This window comes from Micromonospora sp. WMMC273 (genome assembly GCF_027460285.1).
GTDB classification, from domain to species: domain Bacteria; phylum Actinomycetota; class Actinomycetes; order Mycobacteriales; family Micromonosporaceae; genus Micromonospora; species Micromonospora aurantiaca.
In genome coordinates this window covers 6118447-6138572 of record NZ_JAPZBE010000001.1, presented here as the reverse complement: position 1 = coordinate 6138572, position 20126 = coordinate 6118447, and the positions used below count along the sequence as shown (strand labels likewise).

19 protein-coding genes are annotated in these 20126 nt (G+C 71.8%); 11 read left to right on the top strand and 8 right to left on the bottom strand.

Features of this window, described 5'->3' with window-relative positions; genetic code table 11:
• The first annotated feature begins 140 nt into the window (after positions 1-140).
• Positions 141-695, top strand: a complete 555-nt coding sequence (locus tag O7611_RS28530; protein WP_013283218.1) for a hypothetical protein — start codon at positions 141-143, stop codon at positions 693-695.
• Here O7611_RS28530 and O7611_RS28525 read toward each other — a convergent pair.
• The gene (locus O7611_RS28525; RefSeq protein WP_194800279.1) at positions 680-1168 is read right to left on the bottom strand and encodes a MarR family winged helix-turn-helix transcriptional regulator; all 489 of its coding nucleotides are present in this window, start codon (positions 1166-1168) and stop codon (positions 680-682) included. The genes O7611_RS28530 and O7611_RS28525 overlap by 16 nt on opposite strands.
• A gap of 84 nt (positions 1169-1252) precedes the next feature.
• Between O7611_RS28525 and O7611_RS28520 the strand changes: the two genes are divergently transcribed.
• Positions 1253-1492 carry a hypothetical protein gene (locus tag O7611_RS28520; protein WP_013283216.1) on the top strand — a complete coding sequence of 80 codons (240 nt, stop codon included), beginning with the start codon at positions 1253-1255 and terminating at the stop codon, positions 1490-1492.
• Here O7611_RS28520 and O7611_RS28515 read toward each other — a convergent pair.
• From O7611_RS28515 to dnaA, 5 genes are all read right to left on the bottom strand, one after another.
• Positions 1483-2088: a DUF721 domain-containing protein gene (locus O7611_RS28515; protein WP_194800280.1), complete on the bottom strand. Its 606-nt coding sequence runs from the start codon at positions 2086-2088 to the stop codon at positions 1483-1485. The two genes, O7611_RS28520 and O7611_RS28515, sit on opposite strands and share 10 nt — an antisense overlap.
• Positions 2081-3211: a DNA replication/repair protein RecF gene (recF, locus tag O7611_RS28510; RefSeq protein WP_013473313.1), complete on the bottom strand. Its 1131-nt coding sequence runs from the start codon at positions 3209-3211 to the stop codon at positions 2081-2083. Before recF ends, O7611_RS28515 begins: the two co-directional genes overlap by 8 nt.
• Positions 3212-3227: 16 nt before the next feature.
• Complete coding sequence (gene gnd / locus O7611_RS28505; protein WP_013283213.1) at positions 3228-4100, bottom strand: phosphogluconate dehydrogenase (NAD(+)-dependent, decarboxylating); 873 nt, start codon at positions 4098-4100, stop codon at positions 3228-3230.
• Positions 4101-4139: 39 nt separating this feature from the next.
• Entirely contained in the window at positions 4140-5273 is a 1134-nt protein-coding gene (gene dnaN / locus O7611_RS28500; protein ID WP_194800281.1) for a DNA polymerase III subunit beta, read from the bottom strand.
• A 1014-nt stretch (positions 5274-6287) separates the two neighbouring features.
• Positions 6288-8120 carry a chromosomal replication initiator protein DnaA gene (gene dnaA / locus O7611_RS28495; protein WP_269697865.1) on the bottom strand — a complete coding sequence of 611 codons (1833 nt, stop codon included), beginning with the start codon at positions 8118-8120 and terminating at the stop codon, positions 6288-6290.
• A 576-nt stretch (positions 8121-8696) separates the two neighbouring features.
• Between dnaA and rpmH the strand changes: the two genes are divergently transcribed.
• From rpmH to O7611_RS28450, 9 genes are all read left to right on the top strand, one after another.
• Positions 8697-8834 carry a 50S ribosomal protein L34 gene (gene rpmH, locus O7611_RS28490; protein WP_018788530.1) on the top strand — a complete coding sequence of 46 codons (138 nt, stop codon included), beginning with the start codon at positions 8697-8699 and terminating at the stop codon, positions 8832-8834.
• A gap of 34 nt (positions 8835-8868) precedes the next feature.
• Positions 8869-9282, top strand: a complete 414-nt coding sequence (gene rnpA, locus O7611_RS28485; protein WP_194800283.1) for a ribonuclease P protein component — start codon at positions 8869-8871, stop codon at positions 9280-9282.
• Between the two features lie 44 nt (positions 9283-9326).
• Positions 9327-9566, top strand: coding sequence for a membrane protein insertion efficiency factor YidD (yidD, locus tag O7611_RS28480; RefSeq protein WP_013477538.1), 240 nt, complete (start codon positions 9327-9329; stop codon positions 9564-9566).
• Positions 9567-10568, top strand: a complete 1002-nt coding sequence (gene yidC / locus O7611_RS28475; protein ID WP_194800284.1) for a membrane protein insertase YidC — start codon at positions 9567-9569, stop codon at positions 10566-10568.
• A 211-nt stretch (positions 10569-10779) separates the two neighbouring features.
• Positions 10780-11367, top strand: coding sequence for a Jag family protein (locus O7611_RS28470; protein ID WP_135242593.1), 588 nt, complete (start codon positions 10780-10782; stop codon positions 11365-11367).
• Between the two features lie 236 nt (positions 11368-11603).
• The gene (rsmG, locus tag O7611_RS28465) at positions 11604-12467 is read left to right on the top strand and encodes a 16S rRNA (guanine(527)-N(7))-methyltransferase RsmG (protein ID WP_228531913.1); all 864 of its coding nucleotides are present in this window, start codon (positions 11604-11606) and stop codon (positions 12465-12467) included.
• A 245-nt stretch (positions 12468-12712) separates the two neighbouring features.
• Complete coding sequence (locus tag O7611_RS28460; RefSeq protein WP_269697864.1) at positions 12713-14050, top strand: ParA family protein; 1338 nt, start codon at positions 12713-12715, stop codon at positions 14048-14050.
• Positions 14051-14077: 27 nt separating this feature from the next.
• Positions 14078-15118, top strand: a complete 1041-nt coding sequence (locus O7611_RS28455) for a ParB/RepB/Spo0J family partition protein (RefSeq protein ID WP_194800285.1) — start codon at positions 14078-14080, stop codon at positions 15116-15118.
• A gap of 1568 nt (positions 15119-16686) precedes the next feature.
• Complete coding sequence (locus O7611_RS28450) at positions 16687-17553, top strand: hypothetical protein (protein ID WP_269697863.1); 867 nt, start codon at positions 16687-16689, stop codon at positions 17551-17553.
• A 2-nt stretch (positions 17554-17555) separates the two neighbouring features.
• On the opposite strand, the gene O7611_RS28445 is transcribed toward O7611_RS28450, so the two are convergent.
• Together O7611_RS28445 and O7611_RS28440 are read right to left on the bottom strand one after the other, a co-directional pair.
• Positions 17556-18548, bottom strand: a complete 993-nt coding sequence (locus O7611_RS28445; protein WP_194800287.1) for a D-alanine--D-alanine ligase family protein — start codon at positions 18546-18548, stop codon at positions 17556-17558.
• 7 nt (positions 18549-18555) lie between these two features.
• Positions 18556-19869, bottom strand: coding sequence for an aminotransferase-like domain-containing protein (locus O7611_RS28440; protein ID WP_194800288.1), 1314 nt, complete (start codon positions 19867-19869; stop codon positions 18556-18558).
• Positions 19870-20126: the final 257 nt, after the last annotated feature.

Genomic DNA, 20126 nt, shown 5'->3' with positions numbered 1-20126 from the left:
GTGCCCCGACCGGGGGTCGCGGCCGGGCCCGGCGTGCCGTAGCTTTTGCGGCGCCGCCGTTGCGGTCTTGATCTTTTGCGCCCGGAACCGGGACGATCGTCGGAGATGGTCCGAAAACGCTTGGTGAGAGGTGACGCCAGATGGGGCTGGACAACGTCGCGGTGCACTGGCCGCGGACCGGCCGCTTCTACGACCCGGTCGCGCCGGCTGAGTTCGTGGACTTCGGCGAGATCGTGGACATGCCCCGGATCTCCGCGCCGACTGCGGCGCTCGCCGAGCTGATCGCGAAGACCGGCACGGTACGCGCGACCGCGTACACCGAATTGGTCGACCTGATCCTCGGGCTGGAGAATGTGCTCTACGCCACGGAGAACGCGGTCGAGGACGAGGACCCGGTGATCGACCCGGACGGCTGCTCCTGGATCGCCGAGGGCGTGGAGAAGTTCGTCGCCCGGCACCGGCCGTACGGCGAGCCGGTCACGTTCGAGTCGGTGAGCGAGGTGCTGCGCGCGCTTCTCGGCGACGGTCGGCTGGCCGAGCAGCAGCTCCGCTGGCTGGACAGCCGCCTCGACCGGCTGCGGGACGAGAGCGGCGATCCGCCGCAGTGGAACTTCACCTGCGCCGAGCTGAGCGTGCTGGCGGCCTTCTACCGGCGCTGCGCGGAGCGGGGTTTCGCGGTCTACGCCGACGCCTGACCGGGCGCCGCAGTGCCGGGAGGAGACGTGGCCCGGTTGGCGGCCGCGATCACCTCGGTCAGCGCTGTGTGCAGGTGCCGCAGGTCGGCCAGCGGCAGGCCGAGGCGCTGCACGATGGCGGGCGGGATCCGCTCGGCCTGCGCCCGCAGCGCCTGCCCTTCGTCGGTGAGCGAGACGGCCAGGCTGCGCTCGTCGGCGGCGTCGCGTTCCCGCCTGATGTAGCCGGCCGCCTCCAGCCGCTTGAGCAGCGGTGACAGCGTGCCCGGGTCGAGCTGGAGCAGCCGGCTCAGATCCCGCCCGGACAGCGGCGCGTGCTGCCAGAGCGCCAGCATGACCAGGTATTGCGGGTGGGTGAGCCCCATCGGTTCCAGCAGCGGGCGGTAGACCGCGACGACGCTCCGGGCGGCGACGGAGAGCGCGAAGCAGACCTGCTGCTCCAGCGCCAGGGGGTCCTCCTCGATGCCGTCGGTCACCGGCGTCCTCCTCGTCGTCGTTGCGATGGTAGCAACGATTGGTGTACCAATGGTTTGCACACAAAACAGCGAGAGGGCGGCGGGATGAGCGACGACGAGCAGGTGGGCGACGCCTCCGGCAAGGGTGGCCGCCTGTTGGGCTGGGTGTTCCGCAACCTCGCCGGCCCGTCCCAGGTGCAGGGCGCGGTGCAGGGCGGCTCGAAGCTGGCCCGCGACGCGTGGAAGGAAGACCTGGAGCGCCGCAAGCAGTGGAGCCGTGAGCAGCGCGAACTCAAGCGCGCCCGGCGTGAGGCACGGCGCTCGGGCGGTGTCGGTCAGCCGTAGGTGTCGCGGGGGCCGCGCCCGCGTACCCGTCGGGGGCCGCGCGACCACGACGGCGCCGCCGGCCCGTGGATGTGCAGCTTGCGCACCACGTTGTGGCCCACCTCGCGGGCGATCTGCTGCAACAGCGAGCCCGCCAGCAGGCGCAACTGGGTCGCCCACGCCGTCGAACGCGCCTCCACGGTCAGCTCCCCGTCCTCCAGCTTGACCGGGCGGCTGTGCTGCGCGACCTCCGGGCCGACCACCTTCTCCCACGCGCCGAACACCGTCGCCTCGGCCGCCGGCTTCTGCCAGCCCCGCGCCTTCATCAGCTTGTCCAGCACCGCGCCGAGCGGCTGCGGGTCGCGCGGGTCCGGACCCGGGCCGGAGTAGCCGCGCAGCCGCTTCTCGCCGTCGCCGCGGACCGCGCCGCGCCGTCGCGGGGCCGCCGCCTGCCGCCGGGCCTTCGCCGCGTCGAGCACCGCCCGGGCCAGTTCCGGCCCGGTCGAGCCCTCCGGCAGGTTCGCGGCCGGCTCACCGCCCGCGGGCTTTCCCGGGGTACGCGCGTCGCGTCCCGGCCCGAGCCGTGCGGGCGGGAGCTGCACCTCGTCATCAGGCACGCCGCACCGTCCCCTCGCCCACCGCGTACCGGGTGCCGCGCAGCGTCGCCGGCACGTCGTCGTCCACGGCACAGGTGACCAGGAGCTGACTGGCGCCGCCGACCAGCTCGGCCAGCCGCTCCCGCCGGCCGGTGTCCAGTTCGGCGAAGACGTCGTCCAGCACCAGTACCGGCTCGATCCCGTCGGCGCGCAGCAGGTCGTACCCGGCCAGCCGCAACGCCAGCGCGTACGACCAGGACTCGCCGTGGCTCGCGTACCCCTTGGCGGGCAGCGGGCCGAGCGTCAGCGCCAGGTCGTCGCGGTGCGGGCCGACGAGCGTGGTGCCGCGCTCGATCTCGGCGGCCCGGTTCGCGGTGAGCGCGGCGGCGAGCGCCTCCGCCAGCGCCGCGCGGTCCGCGCCGGGTTCGGGCAGCTCCACCGAGGGCCGATACGCGATGCCCGCCGCGCCACGGCCGGCCGCCACCGCGTCGTACGCCTTCGCCACGTGCGGGGTCAGCGCGGCCACCAGTTCCAGGCGGCCGGCGAGCAGGTCCGCGCCGTGCTGCGCCAGATGCGCGTCCCACACGGCCAGCGTCGACAGGTCACCGCCGCGCGTGCCACCGGTCTTCCGAGCGAGGTACGACGTACGCAGCAGCGCGTTGCGTTGCTTGACCACCCGCTCGTAGTCGGCGCGGACACCGGCGTAGCGGGGCTGGCGGGTGACCAGCAGGTCGTCCAGGTAGCGGCGGCGTTCGGCCGGATCGCCGCGGACCAGTTCCAGGTCCTCCGGCGCGAACAGCACCAGGCGCAGCGCGCCGAGCACGTCCCGGGCACGCCGGGCCGGAGACCGGCCGAGCCGGGCCCGGTTGGCCTTGCCCGGCACGATCTCCAGCTCGACCAGCAGCTCCCGGCCCTCATGCACCACGGCGCAGCGGATCACCGCCGAGGCGGCACCCATCCGCACCAGCGGCGCGTCGGTGGCGACCCGGTGCGAATCCAGGGTCGCCACGTAGCCCAGCGCCTCGACCAGGTTGGTCTTGCCGACGCCGTTCGCGCCGACGAGCACGTTCGGCCCCGGCTCCAGGTCGACGCCGACGCGCTCGTACGAGCGGAAATCGACCAGTTCGAGCCGGCGGACGTACACAGCCTGTGGATACCGGTCAGCGCTTGTGGACGGCGTGGCCGCCGAACTGCTGGCGCAGCGCGGCGACGGCCTTCATCGCGGGCGAGTCGTCCTGCCGGGAGGCGAACCGGGCGAACAGCGACGCGGTGATGACGTTGAGCGGCACGGCGAGCCGGACCGCCTCGTCCACGGTCCAGCGGCCCTCGCCGGTGTCCTCCGTGTAGCCGCTCAGCTCGGCCAGCTCCGGGTCCTCGTCGAGTGCCCGGTCCAGCAGGTCGAGCAGCCAGGAGCGCACGACGGTGCCCTCGCGCCACGACTTGAACACGCCGGGGACGTTGGTCACCAGCTCCGAGGCCGCCAGCAGCTCGTAGCCCTCGGCGTACGCGTGCATCAGGCCGTACTCGATGCCGTTGTGCACCATCTTGGCGTAGTGACCGGCGCCGACCGGGCCGGCGTGCACGAAGCCGAACTCGCCCTCGGGCTTGAGCGACTCGAAGATCGGCATCAGCCGCTCGACGTGTTCCTGCGCGCCGCCGACCATCAGCGCGTACCCGTTCTGCCGGCCCCAGACGCCGCCGGACACGCCGACGTCGATGTAGCCGATGCCCTGCTCGTTCAGCCGCTCGGCGCGCGGGGCGTCGTCGCTGAACCGGGAGTTGCCGCCGTCGATGATGATGTCGCCCTCGCCGAGCACACCGGCGAGCTCGTCGATGGTGGCGTCGGTGACGCCGGCGGGGACCATGACCCACACCGCGCGGGGCGACTGGAGCTTCTCGGCAAGCTCGGCCAGGCTGGCGGCGTCGCTGATCTCCGGGTTGTGGTCGTAGCCGACCACCTCGTGCCCGGCGGCCCGCAACCGCTCCCGCATGTTGCCGCCCATGCGGCCGAGTCCTACCAGGCCGAGCTGCATCTGCTCCTACCTCCGTACGTCAGGGTCGTGCTGCTGCGATCAGCGGGACACGCGGATCGGCATGATGAGGTACCGGTACCCCGGGATGACCTCGCCATCCTCGCCTGCCGGGGAGATGACCGCGGGCTTGAACGCGTCGACGAACCGGAGCAGGGCGTGCTGCGCGCCCAGGTTGGCCAGACCGTCGATGAGGTACTGCGGGTTGAACCCGATGGTCAGCGGCTCGCCGCTGAAGGTGGCCTCCATGGCCTCGCTGGCCCGGGCCTCCTCGGTGCCGCCCGCCTCGACCACGAGACCGTCGGCGCTGAAGCTGAGCAGCACCGGCGTGGTGCGCTCGGCGACCAGCGCGACGCGCTTGACCACCTCGATGAGCGAGGAGACGGCGACGCGGGCCTCGGCGTTGTGGTCGGCCGGGAACAGCGAGCGCACCGGCGGGTAGTTGGCGCCGTCGAGCAGCCGGCTGGTGGTGCGGCGGGTGCCACCGGAGAAACCGATCATGCCCTCACCGGCGCCGCCGGAGGACAGCGCCATGGTGACGTGGCCGCCGAGCGGGCCGAGCGCCTTCGCGGTGTCGTGCAGCGTACGGGCCGGCACCAGCGCGTTGAGGCTGATCTCCGGGTCGTCCGGGTTCCACTCCATCTCGCGCAGCGCGAGGCGGTAACGGTCGGTCGCCAGCATGGCCATCGTGCTGCCGCTCAGCTCGATCCGTACACCGGTCATCATCGGCAGCGTCTCGTCGCGGCCGGCGGCGACAGCCACCTGGGCCACGGCGGAGGCGAAGGCGGCGGCGTCGACGGTGCCGGCGCTCTCCGGCATCTCCGGCAGCGTCGGGTAGTCCTCCACCGGCATGGTGGGCAGCGTGAACCGGGCGCTGCCGCAGACCAGTTCGAGGTGGGCGCCGACGGCGGCGATGTCCACCGGCTTGGCCGGCAGGGCCTTGGTGATCTCGGCGAGCAGGCGGCCGGAGACCAGGGCGGCGCCGTCCGCGTCACCCTGCACCTCGACAGTCACCTGGCTGGAGACCTCGTAGTCGAAGCCGGAGACCTGCAGGTTGCCGTCGGTGACGCGGAGCATCACCCCGGCCAGCACCGGTACGGAGGGTCGGTTGGGCAGGCTCTTGGCGGTCCACGCGACCGCCTCGGCGAGCGCGTCGCGCTCCACTCGGAACTTCATCAATGCCTCCGCGTCGACGTCAGCGACAACTCTCTCATGCCGACCGCTGCCACCCGTCCCGCCCGACCGTGCGGGTACCCATCGCACCTTAAGGCGCTGGGGCATCGGCTGTGCGCCCGACCCCGTGGATCCAGGTGCCCCGGGCGACTGCCGACAGCAGTGCTCCGGCCCGATCCACAGGAAGTCCAACGGTGATGATTGGTTTTTGTTGTTTAGAAGAGATAACTCATCGTCTTCATCGCACCTGTGCAAACTGTGGAGAACCGCCGTCCGCGCAGGTCATACACGTTATCCACCGGTGGTTTGGCTGTGGAGAACCAGGGGTAAAACTCGTGTCCCGGTCCACAGCCCTCGCCGGCCGCCGGGTTTTCCACGGCTGTCCACTGGTTGTCCACCGGTAATCCACCGGTTTTCTCCCCAGCGCTGTGGACAGCGCCGGAGACGTCCACAGCCGTCGTCCCCAGAACCTTCAACAGCTCGCCCACAGGTTGGCCGCTGTCTGGGGACAACGGGACCGTCATCCCCAGGCGTCCACAGCGTCGTCCCCAGGAGTTGTCCACAGTCTGTGGGTAACCGGCCGAGTGCAAAGGGTGGTTGTCCACCGCCTGTGACACAGGGGTTGTGGACAACGGGTACGAGCTGTGGACGAACACACGACAGATCCTGGGCCCTCCACCGGGTCGAGGGTCAACAGTTCCCCGCTGTCGGCTACTTGCCACCCGCCATGCCCGCCCGGCCGCGCCCAGCCCTGCACGGGTTGACCATGAAGTTGGCGGCATCTGGCGTCCGGTTTGTCGCCGCTAACCTCATGATCGACGCGAACGGTCGGCCGGTGAGGGCGGGACCGTGGCTGCTTTCGGGGCACGCGTGAGCGTGACGCTCAGCTCTGGCGAGATCGCTCGCGCGTCCGCCCCTTCTTGTTGACCAAGGAGTCTGGGGGCAGGAATGACGTGTGTTCGCTACCCGAACTCCTTGATCACCGCTGGAGCGGCGGGAGCGGCGGGAGCGGGACGGTCAGGTGTTCTGCTTGATGCGGTTCGTCAGCTCGGCGATCTGGTTGTAGAGCGAGCGCCGCTCCGCCATCTGCTGACGGATCTTGCGGTCCGCGTGCATCACCGTCGTGTGGTCCCGGCCGCCGAACGCCTGCCCGATCCGGGGCAGCGACAGGTCGGTCAGCTCCCGGCACAGGTACATGGCCACCTGGCGCGCGTTCACCAGCACCCGGGAGCGGGAATGGCCGCGCAGGTCCTCCAGGCTCACGCCGAAGTAATCGGCCGTCGACACCATGATCTGGTCCGCGGTGATCTCCGGGCCGGCGCCGTCCGGGATGAAGTCCCGCAGCACCTCCTCGGCCAGCGACAGCTCGACCGAGGAACGGGTGAGGCTGGCGAAGGCGGTGACGCGGATCAGCGCCCCCTCCAGTTCGCGGATCGAGTTCGACACCCGGGACGCGATGAACTCCAGCACGTCCGGCGGGGCGAACAGCCGCTCCTGGGCCGCCTTCTTCTGCAGGATCGCGATCCGCGTCTCCAGGTCCGGCGGCTGGATGTCGGCGAGCAGACCCCACTCGAAGCGCGTACGCAGCCGGTCCTCCAGCGTCGCCAGCTGCTTCGGCGAGCGGTCCGAGGTGATCACGATCTGCTTGTTGGCGTTGTGCAGGGTGTTGAAGGTGTGGAAGAACTCCTCCTGCGTCCGCTCCCGGTTCTCCAGGAACTGGATGTCGTCGATCAGGAGGATGTCGACGTCCCGGTAGCGGCGCTGGAACGCGCTCGTCTTGTCGTCGCGCAGCGAGTTGATGAAGTCGTTCGTGAACTCCTCGGTCGAGACGTACCGGACCGAGCGGGCGTTGCCGAGCGTCGTGGCGTAGTGCCCGATGGCGTGCAGCAGGTGGGTCTTGCCCAGCCCGGAGCTGCCGTAGATGAACAGCGGGTTGTACGCCTTCGCCGGCGACTCGGCCACCGCCACGCTCGCGGCGTGCGCGAATCGGTTGGACGAGCCGATGACGAACGTCTCGAACATGTACTTCGGGTTGAGCCGGTTGCCGCCGCTCTCCGTACCGCCGGGGAGCCTGCGGTCGGCCTGGCCGCCTCCCGGACGGTGGTGGTCGGCGCCACCCCGGCCGGGGCCGTTGTCGGTGGCGCCGTCGCGGGGCAGGCCGCGCATCGGCGCGGGGTCGGCGGGCGGGCTCTCCCGGTAGCGGGGCTCGTATCCGCCGGCGTCCGGCACGGGCGGCTCGATGCGGGTGCGTTCGTCGAAGGCGCGGCGCTCGGGCGCGGTGCGTACCGGCTCGGCGAACGCGGCGCTGAAGAGCGTGTCCTGCGCGTCCCGGCCGGCCGGGATGAGGTGCGGGCGGCCGCCGTCTGCGGTCCGCTGCCGCGGGGCCGGCTCGTCGAGTGGCTGCTCCGGGCGCGGTTCGCCATATCCGGCCTCGGCGTACCCGGGTTCCGGGCGCGGCGACGGGAAGGCCTGGGCGGAGGCGGGCGGGCCGGGCTGGTCGAAGCCGGGCAGCGGGGCGGCGCCGTCGTGCTCGGGCAGCGGCTCCGGGCTGCTGCGGTAGACGGTGCCGGCCGGGCGGGCATTCGGGTCGTCGGCGACCCGTACGGTGACCGCCACCTGGATCGGCCGGCCGAGCCGGCGGCTCAACGCCTCGGTGATGGCCGGGCGGAGCCGGGACTCGATCACGTCCCGGGTGAAGGCGTCCGGCACCGAGAGCAGCGCGGTGTCCTCGACGATCGCCCGCAGGCGGGTGAGCCGGAGGTACGCCCGTTGCTGCGCGGAGATGATCTCGTCGGCGAGTTCGTCGGTGGTCGCCGTCCACACCGCGGCAAGGTCGGTCGCTCCGGTCACCGTCGTGCCACCCCCTCGCCTGCTCCTTCTCACGCCCGCCCGGACGGCTGACCGGTCGTCATCCACAAGTTATCCACAGCCTGTGTACCGACCGATTGTGGCCGCCCACCGGACGCGGGTCGGACCTGCCCCCCTCGATCCACGGAGGCGTTGAAGCGGGTTCACCGTGCCGAACGATTCAACAGCGTGTCCGGTCTTGCCGATCGGCGACAAACCCCGGACCCCCGACGCCGACCGCAATCGCGCACGCTAACAGCGCGGACCCCACAGCATCAACCGGCGACACCCTGACGACCTTGGCAACATCAGTGAAAACCGCCCCTTCGGTCGCGCTTGCCCGCAGGTCGGACGCCCGAGTGTGACGTTTGACGGTCATTGCGCCCCTGCGTAGGCTGGAGCGGCTGCTCTCTCGCCCTCTGCTAGGGTGATTGATGCTTGCTGTCCGTGGCTGTCATCCCGCATCGCCGGGGAGCGTGTCACGGCAGCGCCGATCGGAGGTCACCGACAGGTGATCTGGACCAGCACACGACCCCGGGCGATCCGCCGCGCGGGGCGTACGACAACGGAGAGCCTGACGTGAGCAAGCGCACCTACCAGCCGAACAACCGCCGGCGCGCGAAGACCCACGGCTTCCGGCTGCGCATGCGCACCCGTGCCGGCCGCGCCATCATCGCTACCCGTCGCTCCAAGGGCCGCGCGCGCCTGTCGGCCTGACGCCGACAGGTCCGGTCCGGGGACGTGGGCAGTCGTGCTGGCCGCCGCGCAACGACTGCGGCGCAGTAGCGACTTCGCCGCAGCGGTTCGCGGTGGCCGACGCGTCGGCCGCGGCGCCGTCGTGGTCCACCTGACCCTCCCCGAGCCGATCGGCACCACCGCGACACCCTCGCCGGAGCCGGCGCGGACCCTCGATGCGGAGACCTCCGCACCGAGCCGCGCCGGCTTCGTCGTGTCCAAGGCCGTCGGCGGCGCGGTGGTCCGCAACAAGGTCCGCCGCCGGCTCCGGCACCTGGTCCGCGAGCGGCTGGCCGAGCTGCCCGCCGGCACGACCCTCGTGGTACGCGCGCTGCCCGCATCGGCCGACGCGACGTACACCCGGCTCGGGGCCGACCTGGACGCGGCCATCGCCGCCGCGCGGGCCCCCCGGGGACGGCGGTCGCGGTGAGCGGCCCGACGACGGCGACTCCGCCGCCCACAACCGGTGCCCGCATGCTGCTGGCGCCCATCATCGCGTACCGTCGGTGGATAAGTCCGGCACTGCCGGCCCGCTGCCGGTTCTACCCGTCGTGCAGTGCCTACGCCGTGGAGGCGGTGTCCCGGCACGGTGCGCTGCGGGGAGCCTGGCTGACGGTCCGTCGGCTGTCGCGCTGCCACCCCTTCCACCCTGGTGGACACGACCCGGTTCCGGAGCCGGGCGACCGCCGCCGTTCCGACGTGACTGGAGCCTGAGTGTTTAGTCTCGACTGGATCTACTACGCGATCTCGTGGATCCTGCTGACCTGGCACTCGGCCTGGGACGCCATCGGAGTTCCGGTCGGGGCCGTGATCGGTACGAACTGGGCCTGGATCCTCGCCATCGTCTTCCTGGTGGTGACGGTCCGGGTGATCCTGTTCCCGGTCTTCGTCAAGCAGATCAAGTCGCAGCGTGCCATGCAGGCGCTCCAGCCGAAGGTCAAGGAGCTCCAGGAGAAGCACAAGGGTGACCGGGAGACGCTCCAGAAGGAGATGATGGAGCTCTATCGGAAGGAAAAGGCCAACCCGCTCATGGGCTGCCTTCCGATGTTCCTCCAGATCCCGGTCTTCCTGGGCCTGTTCCACACGCTGCGCCGCCTCAGCCCCGACAACCAGGGCAAGACCCTGTACGGCTGGACCGTCGACCAGTTCAACAGCGCCTCCAACGCGACACTGTTCACCGCGCCGATCTCCGGCAAGTTCGGCTCCACCGCCGAGGAACTGAGCCGGCTGGGTGCGAACACCGGCACGGTCAAGGTGGTCGCCGGCATCCTGGTGCTGATCATGATCGCCACCACCTACCTGACCAGCCGTCAGATGATTCTCAAGACCGGGTGGGCCGAGGACCCGCAGCAGCGCATGGTGCAGCGGCTGATGCTCTACGGCATCCCGCTGTCGCTGCTGATCTCGGGTGCGATCTTCCCGATCGGTGTGATCATCTACTGGGTCACAAACAACCTCTTCACGCTCGGCCAGCAGCAGTGGGTGCTGCGGAAGTTCCCGCCGCCGCCGACCGCGAAGAGCACCAGCGCCGCCAAGAGCACCTCCGGCAAGAACCCGGTGCAGCAGGCCAAGGCCGGTGGCCTGTTCGGCCGCAAGGCGGCCCAGCCGCCGGCGAAGGCTCCGGCCGCCGCGCCGAAGGTGGCCGGCCCGAAGCCTGGTGCCAAGCCGGTCAACCCGAAGAAGGGTGGCAGCAAGCCCGCCAAGCGACAGGGCTGAGCCCACAGGGCCACCGTCGGCGACGTCGGCGGTGGCCCGTTCCGGCCGCGTGCTGCCATCCGAGGAGTCGGCGCCGGGCCGGAATCACCGCGCGGAGCGCGGACACGGGCGAAACTGGCCCGTACAGACGTGCCCGAGGGCACCCGGCGAACCTCCCGCCGGCCCCGGGAGACCAGCGGACCCCCGACGGTCCGGCCGAGCGAGTACGGAGATGAGACCCGTGACCGAGACCAGCATCCCCAGCGCCGACCAGTCCCTGGACGAGGAGACCCCCGTTACCGCCGCCACCGAGACCGAGGACGCCGCGGGCGAGGCCCGGGAGAAGAAGGCCCCGGCCGAGAGCGACCTGTTCCGGCAGAGCGAGATCGCCGCCGACTACGTCGAGGGTCTGCTGGACATCCTCGACTACGACGGTGACATCGACGAGCTGGTGTCGGGTGGCCGCCCGGTGGTCGAGGTGGTCGGCGGCCGGCTGCAGAACCTGGTCGGCCAGCGTGGCGCAACCCTGGAGGCGCTCCAGGAACTGGCCCGGCTGGCCGTGTTCCGCCAGACCGGTACGCCGAGCCGGCTGCTGCTCGACGTCGGCGGCTACCGGGCCGCCCGCCGCAAGGAGCTGGCCGCCGTGGCGAAGAACGCGGTCGAGAAGGTCAAGGAGCACGGTGAGCCGGTGCGCCTGGAGCCGATGTCCGCGTTCGAGCGCAAGTGCGTGCACGACGTGGTGAACGCGATGAGCGGGGTGGAGAGCGAGTCCGAAGGCGTCGAGCCCAACCGCCGCATCGTCGTCCGGCCGGTGGACTGAGGTCCGTGATCTCCGACGAGACGACGGCAGGAGCCGTGACCGGCCCGGGCGGTACGCCGCCCGGGCCGTCGGCTGTGCGCCCCGACCCCACTGTCGACCCGGTCTTCTCCGACGACGACGGGCCGGCCGACCCCGCGTACCCGGGAAAGGCAGTGACCGACCCCGGCGAGCCCGCCTTCTCCGGCGAGCCGGGGGTGGTGACCGGGGTCGAGCCCGCAGACCCGGCGGTGGACGTGATGCCCGCCTTCTCCGGTGAGCCGGCGGCGGACGTGGCACCGGCGGCTCCGGCCGCGGCGGCCGACCCGGTCTTCGCGGAGCCGTCGGCGGATGCACCGTCCCTCGTGGACGGTGGCGACGCCGGTGCCCCCGACCCGGCGACGGCGACGCTGCCGCCCGAGCTGGCGGAGGCCGCCCGCGCGTTGTTCGGCGACCGGCTCGACCTGGCCGCCGCGTACGCCGAACTGCTCGCCACCGACGGCGTGGTCCGCGGCCTGATCGGGCCCCGCGAGACGCCGCGGCTCTGGGAGCGGCACCTGCTCAACTGCGCGGTGGTGGCGGAACGGATCCCGGAGGGAGCCAGCGTGATCGACGTCGGCTCCGGCGCCGGGCTCCCAGGTCTGGTGCTGGCGATCGCGCGCCCGGACCTCACCGTGACGCTCGTGGAGCCGCTGGCCCGGCGGACCGCCTTCCTGATCGAGGCGGTGCAGCGCCTCGGCGTGACCCGGGATGTGCGTGTGTTCCGTGGGCGGGCCGAGGAGGCGGCGGCCGGCTCGCGCGACCGGGAACCGCTGAGCGCCGACATCGTGACCGCCCGCGCGGTGGCCCCGCTGGACCGGCTCGCCTCCTGGTGCCTGCCGCTCGTGGCTCCCGGCGGACGGCTGGTCGCGCTCAAGGGCGCCTCGGCGGCCGACGAGATCACCGAGCACACCGAGGCCGTGATCCGCCTCGGCGGCGGGACCCCCGAACTGCACCGCTGTGGCGAAGGGGTGATCGACCCCCCGGCGACTGTGGTCGAGGTGGTCCGGGAGCGCGTGGTGAACCCGCGCCGTCCCAAGAAGCCGAAGCGGTCGCGTGGCGGTCGCCGTCGCGGCGACCGCTGAGCGGGTACGCCATTCCGCATGCCCGGTCCGGTCGTTGGACCGGTGGGCGTGACGCGATCGATCGCAACCCGACATGGACCCACCGCGCCCGTCGGCCGTAGGCTGACCGCGCGTCGATAGTGTGGAACGGCGGTGCCGGGCGGCACCCGAACCCGATGGTTCCCGCCGAGCCGACGGCGCCGTGCAAGGCGCGGACGCGATTCGACGGGTGCGGACCGACCATCCGGAGCGGGTAGGGATGACAGGTGCATGACGACGGCAGGTACGACGATCCACGTTTGACCGGACCAGGAGGCCAGCCCTCCGCCGACCCCGTTTCACGTGAAACCAACTACCAGGAGTGGACGGTGAACGAGTCCGGCGAACCGTCCTCCCCGCATCCGGCACAGCCGCCCAAGCGACGGGAACCGTCCGTCGGCGGGCCGGCGCGTCCCGTCTCGTCCGCGCCGGCGAATGTACCGCCGGCCCGCGATCCGCTCGATCCGGCCGACGGTCCGGTGAACGCACCGACCCCGCGCCCGCCCGCGGTGCGAGCGAACGCCGCGGTACCCACCCGCTACGAACCCCAGCCGCCCGTCTCGGCCGTGCCGTACCCGGCCGCCCCCGAGGCCACCGTGGCGCCGTCCGACACGCCACAGGCAGACGGGTACGGGGACGAGGTAGACGTCAGCACGTACGTTTCACGTGAAACCCCGACGCGCGAAGAGGATGATCCACCGTTGGCTATGGAGGCGATGCGCGCCGTGCAGATCCTGAATCCCAGTGGCGAGGTCACCATGCCGCGCCCCGACCGGACCCGGGTGATGTGCGTCGCCAACCAGAAGGGCGGCGTGGGTAAGACGACCACCACCGTGAACCTCGCCGTGGCGCTCGCGCTGCACGGCAACCGGGTGCTCGTGGTCGACCTTGACCCCCAGGGCAACGCCTCCACCGGCCTGAACGTGCCGCACCACACGGGCGTGCCCGACGTCTACGACTGCCTGATCGACAGCGTGCCGCTCGAAGAGGTGGCCCAGGCCGTCGAGGGCATCCCGAACCTCTGGTGCGTACCGGCGACCATCGACCTGGCCGGCGCCGAGATCGAGCTCGTCTCGGTGGTGGCGCGGGAGTCGCGCCTGGCGCGGGCCATCGCCGCGTACCCGGGGCACTTCGACTACGTCTTCATAGACTGTCCGCCGTCGCTCGGCCTGCTGACCGTCAACGCGCTCGTGGCCGCGCAGGAGGTGCTGATCCCGATCCAGTGCGAGTACTACGCACTGGAGGGTCTCAACCAGCTCATAAACAACATCAACCTGGTTCGTCAGCACCTCAACCCGAAGCTCGAGGTCTCCACCATCCTGCTCACCATGTACGACAGGCGTACCCGGCTCGCCGACGCGGTGGAGCAGGACGTCCGGAACCACTTCGGCGACAAGGTGCTCCAGGCGGTCATCCCCCGCAACGTGCGTGTCTCCGAGGCGCCGAGCTACGGCCAGTCGGTGATGACCTACGATCCCGGTTCGCGGGGAGCCACGAGTTACTTCGAGGCCGCCCAGGAGATCGCGGAGCGAGGCGTCAAGGAGCCGGTGAGCCGGAATGCGTAGTGCGGAGATGTCGCTGGGAGGCGTCGCATGAAGAACCGTCCCCGCGGCGGACTGGGCCGAGGGCTCGGCGCCCTCATCCCCACCGGCCCGGTACCGGGCGCCGAACCGGCGGCCACCGAACCGGACTCGTCGCCGGCTGCTGCGGCGCCGTCGGCTCCGGCCGCTGGTGCGACTGCTGCCATCACCGGTGGCGTCGCAAGCACCCCCTCGCCGGCCGCCGAGCCCGAGCCGCAGCTGAGCCCGGTTCCCGGCGCGCGCTTCGCGGAGATCCCGGTCGACGCGATCGTGCCGAACCCGAAGCAGCCCCGGCACGTCTTCGACGAGGAGGCACTGGAGGAACTGAAGACCTCGATCCAGGAGGTCGGCTTCCTCCAGCCGATCGTGGTTCGCCAGCTCGACCCCGACAAGTTCGAACTCGTGATGGGCGAGCGGCGCTGGCGTGCCGCCCAGGCGGTCGGCCGGGAGACCATCCCCGCCATCGTCCGGGACACCAAGGACGACGCGATGCTCCGGGATGCGCTCCTGGAGAACATCCACCGCGCCAACCTCAACCCGCTCGAAGAGGCGGCGGCGTACCAGCAACTGCTGGAGGAGTTCGGCGCTACACACGAGGAACTGGCCCGGCGGATCGGCCGCAGCCGTCCGCAGATCTCCAACACGATCCGGCTGATGAACCTGCCGCCCGCCGTGCAGCGCCGCGTCGCCGCCGGTGTTCTCTCCGCCGGTCACGCCCGAGCTCTGCTCAGCCTCGACAACGCCGAGGCGCAGGAGGCGCTCGCCGAGCGGATCGTCCGCGAGGGCATCACCGTACGCGGTGCCGAGGAGCTGGTGCACCTGGCGCTCGCCGAGGAGCCGGCGAAGTCGGCCGCTGCCAAGCGCCGGCCGAAGCCGCACGCCCCGGCGCTCACCGATCTCGCAGACCGGCTCTCCGACCGGTTCGACACCCGGGTGAAGGTCGACATCGGCCGCAGCAAGGGCAAGATCACGATCGAGTTCGCCACCGTCGACGACCTGGAGCGGATCGTCGGGATCATCGGCATGGGTGAGGACGGGACGCCCGAGGCGTAGTCCTTCCTTCTCCGGCTGTCGATCCGGCCGCATCCCGACGAGAGGATGCGGCCGGATCCGTATCCGGGCCGGTTCGGTGCCGCTCGTTCGCCAGCGGCGGCATTGGGTCGCGGCGATTCCGGTCGACGGAGAGAACGACCACTCGGAAGTCATTGCCGTCTCCGACGACGGGCCGGGCTGTCCGGTGCCGATGGTGCTCACTGAAGGCCCGGGGTGCCCTCCCGCGCTGACGCGGCCGAAGCGGGCGGGAGCGTCGGGTCGCATCCGTTGGTGAGCTGTCGCGCCTCGTTCCGCGTTTCACGTGAAACGGGGACCGGTGACTGGGAGATGGGGCGCGGGTGGACCCACTCGCCGCGCTGCTGATTGGTGGCACGCCGTGCGCCCGAGCGCTGAGCGGCCGAGTGCGCGAGGGCGGAGTGTGCAAAGGTTTCGAGGGCGCCTTCGGCGTTGACGAGTCGGTGCGCGCCCACTTCGCTGGTCTGGCAGGAGGGCTGACGGCGACGGCCCAGACCCAAAGGGCTGAGCACACTAGGCCGTGGCGGTCGCGCGGGAGTCGCTCTGCCGAGCCCGATCCGGTTGCGCATGTGAGCCGATCCCGGCGCATCGAGCCGCGCTCCGCGGAACCGGGGAGCGCCGAGCGAGGGTCGCTGAGCCGAGGAGTGCCGAACCGGAGAGCTGCCGAACCCGGGAGGGGACGGAGCCAGGAGGGGACGGAGCCGGGGAGCGCCGGACCGGGGACCGCCGAGCCGAGGACTCTCGCGAGGAGCCCGGGCAGCGGGCCGAGGCGTGCGGCCCGTCAGCATTCTCGGGACGGCTTCCCGCTGAGTCGTCGGTGCCGCCCTCGAATGACCTGCCAGCTCTCCCCGCCCCGGGCCGGATGGTCGCAGACTTCAGGGCGGTGGCGAGCCCTATCAGCGATCGAGCGCAAACCCGAGGCCGTGTGGCCCGGCTCGGCCGGTCGGCTCGAACCCGTCTGCTGTTTCACGTGAAACGCGGCGACCGACCCGATCCTCATCCGATCGAGTGCCGGCTGTGCCGAGTACAAGCCATGAGGCGCGGCGCCAGCCATTAAGCCGAGCGGTGATCGGCGCGGCTTGAGATCCGCGCGGCCCGGTCCGTTCCCACCGAACAACCGCGGGATGGTTCGCCTCTCGACTTACTTCCCCGTCGCCTCGCGGCGCCTCGTTCGATCGGCCGCACCCGCCGAGGACTCAGTCACGGAACACGGCCGGCCCGGCGCCGGTGAGCCGAGCCACCGAGCCGAGAAGCGCACCGACGCGCACTCGCGTTTCACGTGAAACGGCTAGAAGGAGCCGCCGACACCCCGGTGCGGATCGGTCGCCGGATCGTTGGAAGAACGAGCCCGGAGACACCCGAGGTTATCCACAGCAGTTGTCCACAGGCACTCCCTGTTTCACGTGAAACGAAGCGAGGAAACCCTTGCTGAGCAGTGCATGACGCGCTGTACTGGTGATCTCGGCAGCCTGTGGACAACGCGGTGGACAACCGGTGGGCGGCCAGTGGAACAGGTAGGGACAGGCGTCGCCAACTCGGTTAGGGTCAGCGTCGTGCCGGACACCCCTCCCTCAGTTCCCGACTTCACCCAGTGGCCGTCCTTCCCCTTCGAGGGCGATCTCCGCGTCAAGCAGCTCGACGAGCCCGTACCGTTCGAACCTCCCCGCCGTGGCGAGGCGGACCGGGAGTGCACCGCCTGCAACGCGCCCGACGAGGCGTACATCTGGGTCGGCGAGCGGTGGCGCGTCCGCGCCATGGACCGGCCCACCGGCCTGCCGATGGTCCTGATCCTGGAGTCCCGTTCCCACCTGGATCTGGGCGACCTGCCGAACCTGCTCGCCGCCGAACTGGGCGTGATGACCGTCCGCCTGGAGCGGGCCGTGCGGTCGCTCGACGGGGTGGCCCGGGTCCACGTGAACCGGTGGGGCGACGGGTCGGCGCACCTGCACCTGTGGTTCCTGGCGCGGCCGTACGGGCGGCTGCAACTGCGGGGCACGTTCCTGTCGCTGTGGGACTCGATCCTGCCGCCGATCTCCGAGGACCAGTGGCGGGAGAACCTCGCCATGGTGGCCGCGTGGCTCGCCGAGTTCGGCGGTCGTCCGTTGGCCGAGCCGCCGCGCATCCAGTGGCAGGCGCCGTCGAGTCTCTCCGCGACCTCGCCCGCGAACGCCGCTGAGGAGCCCGAGGAGGAGTCCGTCTCGGTGATCGAGGCAGCGGACGAGATCCCGGAGTCCGACGCGGCAGCGGACGTCTCAGACCCCTCGGCGGGCCCGTCGGAGCCCGACCCGGCACCGCAGGCCGGCTCGATGCCGGTATCCGCGCCGGGCAGCGCGCCGACGAGCGAAGGCGACGACGAGTCGGGGGACGAGGGCGGAGACGAGAACGACCGGCCGGACGCAGCGCGTACCCGGGAGAGCTGAGGTCAGCGGCGGGCGGCGGCCCGGGTCACGAGCGTGCCGAGGACCCGGCCGAAGTCCAGCCCCGCTGCCTGGATCGCCAGCGGTAGGAGCGACGTCTCGGTCATGCCCGGGGAGACGTTCACCTCCAGCACGTGCGGGTCACCGCCGGCGTCGACGATCAGGTCGACCCGGGACACGTCGCGCAGCCCGAGCGCGGTGTGCGCGGCGAGCGCCACCTCGGTCACCCGAGCGGTCGTCGCGGCGTCGAGGCGGGCGGGCGCGTGCCAGGTGGTACGCCCGGCGGTGTAGCGGGCCGCGTAGTCGTAGACGCCGTTGCGCGGCACGATCTCGACCGGGGGCAGGGCCTGCGGCCCCTTGCCGAGGTCGAGCACGGAGACCGCCACGTCCATCCCGGGTACGTAGCGTTCCACGAGCGCGGTCTGGTCGTACGCGAAACAACCCACCATGGCGGCCGGCAGCGACGCCGCCTCCCGGACCACGGCGGCGCCCAGTCCGGAACCGCCCTGCGCCGGCTTGACCATCAGCGGCAGCCCGAGGCGGTCGACGATCCGGTCCAGGACGGCGACGGCGCCCAGCTCGGAGAAGCGGTCGTGCGGCAGCGCCACCCAGTCGGGCGTCGGGATGCCCGCCTCGCGCAGCACCGCCTTCGCGGACGGCTTGTCCCAGGCGAGGCGGGACGACCGGGCGTCGCAGCCGACGTATGGCACGTCCCAGAGGTCGAGGACGCCGCGCAGCGAGCCGTCCTCGCCGGTGGCGCCGTGCAGGGCGATCACCACCGCGTCCGGCGGGTCGGCGGTCAGCGCGGGCAGCAGCGCCACATCGGCGTCGCGCAGTTCCGCCTCGACGCCCACCGCGCGCAGCGCGTCGAGCACCCGGCGGCCCGACCGCAGGGAGACGTCCCGCTCGTAGGAGAGGCCGCCCGCGAGTACGAGCACATGCAGCTCGTCGACGGCGGATCCGGTCACGGGAGGCGTTGCGGCGGGGCTGTCGGACATGCGGGCATCATGCCAAGTCGGGGCCGGGCGCGTCCGAGCCGCCCTGGCGGCGGCGCGGTCCGGCACCGCCGACCGCGCCGAAGACCTTGCGCATGGCGATCTCCTGCTCCATCACCCCGGCCAGCCGGCGGACGCCCTCGCGGATCCGCTCCGGCGTCGGGAAGGAGAAGTTGAGCCGCATGTGCCCGGCGCCGGTGCCGTCGGCGTAGAAGCCCGTCCCCGGCACGTACGCGACGCGCGCGGCCACTGCCCGCGGCATCATCGCCTTGGAGTCGAGCCCGTCGGGCAGCGTCGCCCAGACGAACAGGCCGCCTTGCGGCCTGGTCCAGGTGGTGCCCTCGGGCATCAGGTCGGCCATCGCGTCGAGCAGCGCGTCCCGGCGCTCGCGGTAGATCTCGCGGTAGACCTTGAGCTGCTGCCGCCAGGGCATGGTGCCCAGGTAGGTCGAGACGGCCGACTGCGCGTAGGCGCTCGGGCAGAGGATCTGCGCCTCGCTGGCGATGACCAGCTTGTCGCGGACCGCGTGCGGGGCCAGGATCCAGCCGACCCGCAGGCCCGGCGCGAACGTCTTGGAGAACGTGCTCAGGTAGAAGACCCCGTCGCGCCGCCGGGCCCGCAGCGGCCGGGGCGCCTCGCCCTCGAAACCGAGCTGACCGTACGGGTCGTCCTCCACCACGAGCAGACCGGCGCGCTCGCAGATGTCCAGCACCCGCTCGCGCCGCTCCTCGCTCAGCGTCACGCCGGCGGGGTTCTGGTAGGTGGGGATGGTGTAGAGGAACTTCACCCGCCGGCCGGCCCGGGCCAGGTCGGCGATGGCCGTCTCCAGCGCCTCCGGGATGAGCCCCTCGTCGTCCATCGGCACGTGGGCCACCTGGGCCTGGGCGGCCTGGAACACCCCGAGCGCGCCGACGTAGGTCGGGCCCTCGGCGAGCACCACGTCACCCGGGTCCAGGAAGAGGCGAGCCACCAGGTCGAGGGCCTGCTGGCCGCCGACCGTGACCACCACGTCCTCCGGCGAGGCGCCGCAGGAGGCGTCGATCCCGGACAGGGACATCACCTCGCAGATCCGCTCGCGCAGCTCGGGGGCACCCTGGCCGACGCCGTACTGGAGGGTGGTGGCGCCGTGCTCGGAGCCGAGCCGGCCGAGCATCTCGCCTACCGCGTCGAGTGGTAGCGCCGCGATGTAGGGGGCCCCACCGGCGAGCGAGACGACCTCCGGCCGGTTGGCCACCGCGAAGAGTGCCCGGATCTCCGAGGCGGTCATCCCGCGGACGCGCCGGGCGTACCGGTCGGTGTAGTCGTCGAGCGTCGTGCCGGTCATGGACATCACCTCGATCGGGTGTCGGCGGGGCTGCCGCCCGGTGTGGTACCCGCGATGCCGACATCCATTGGCGGCGGGGGCCGGTTGGTCGATCGTAGTCCCCGGTGACGGTCGCGGCACCGGCCGTGTGGACACGTCCACATCCCGGACCCGCCGTCGGCCGTCCGGGCGGGGGTTCGCGCGTTCCCTCCCGTACCGCCGGACAGGGGCGTACGATCGCTCGTCGGGAGCAGGAGGGCGCGGGAGGAACCGGCGCT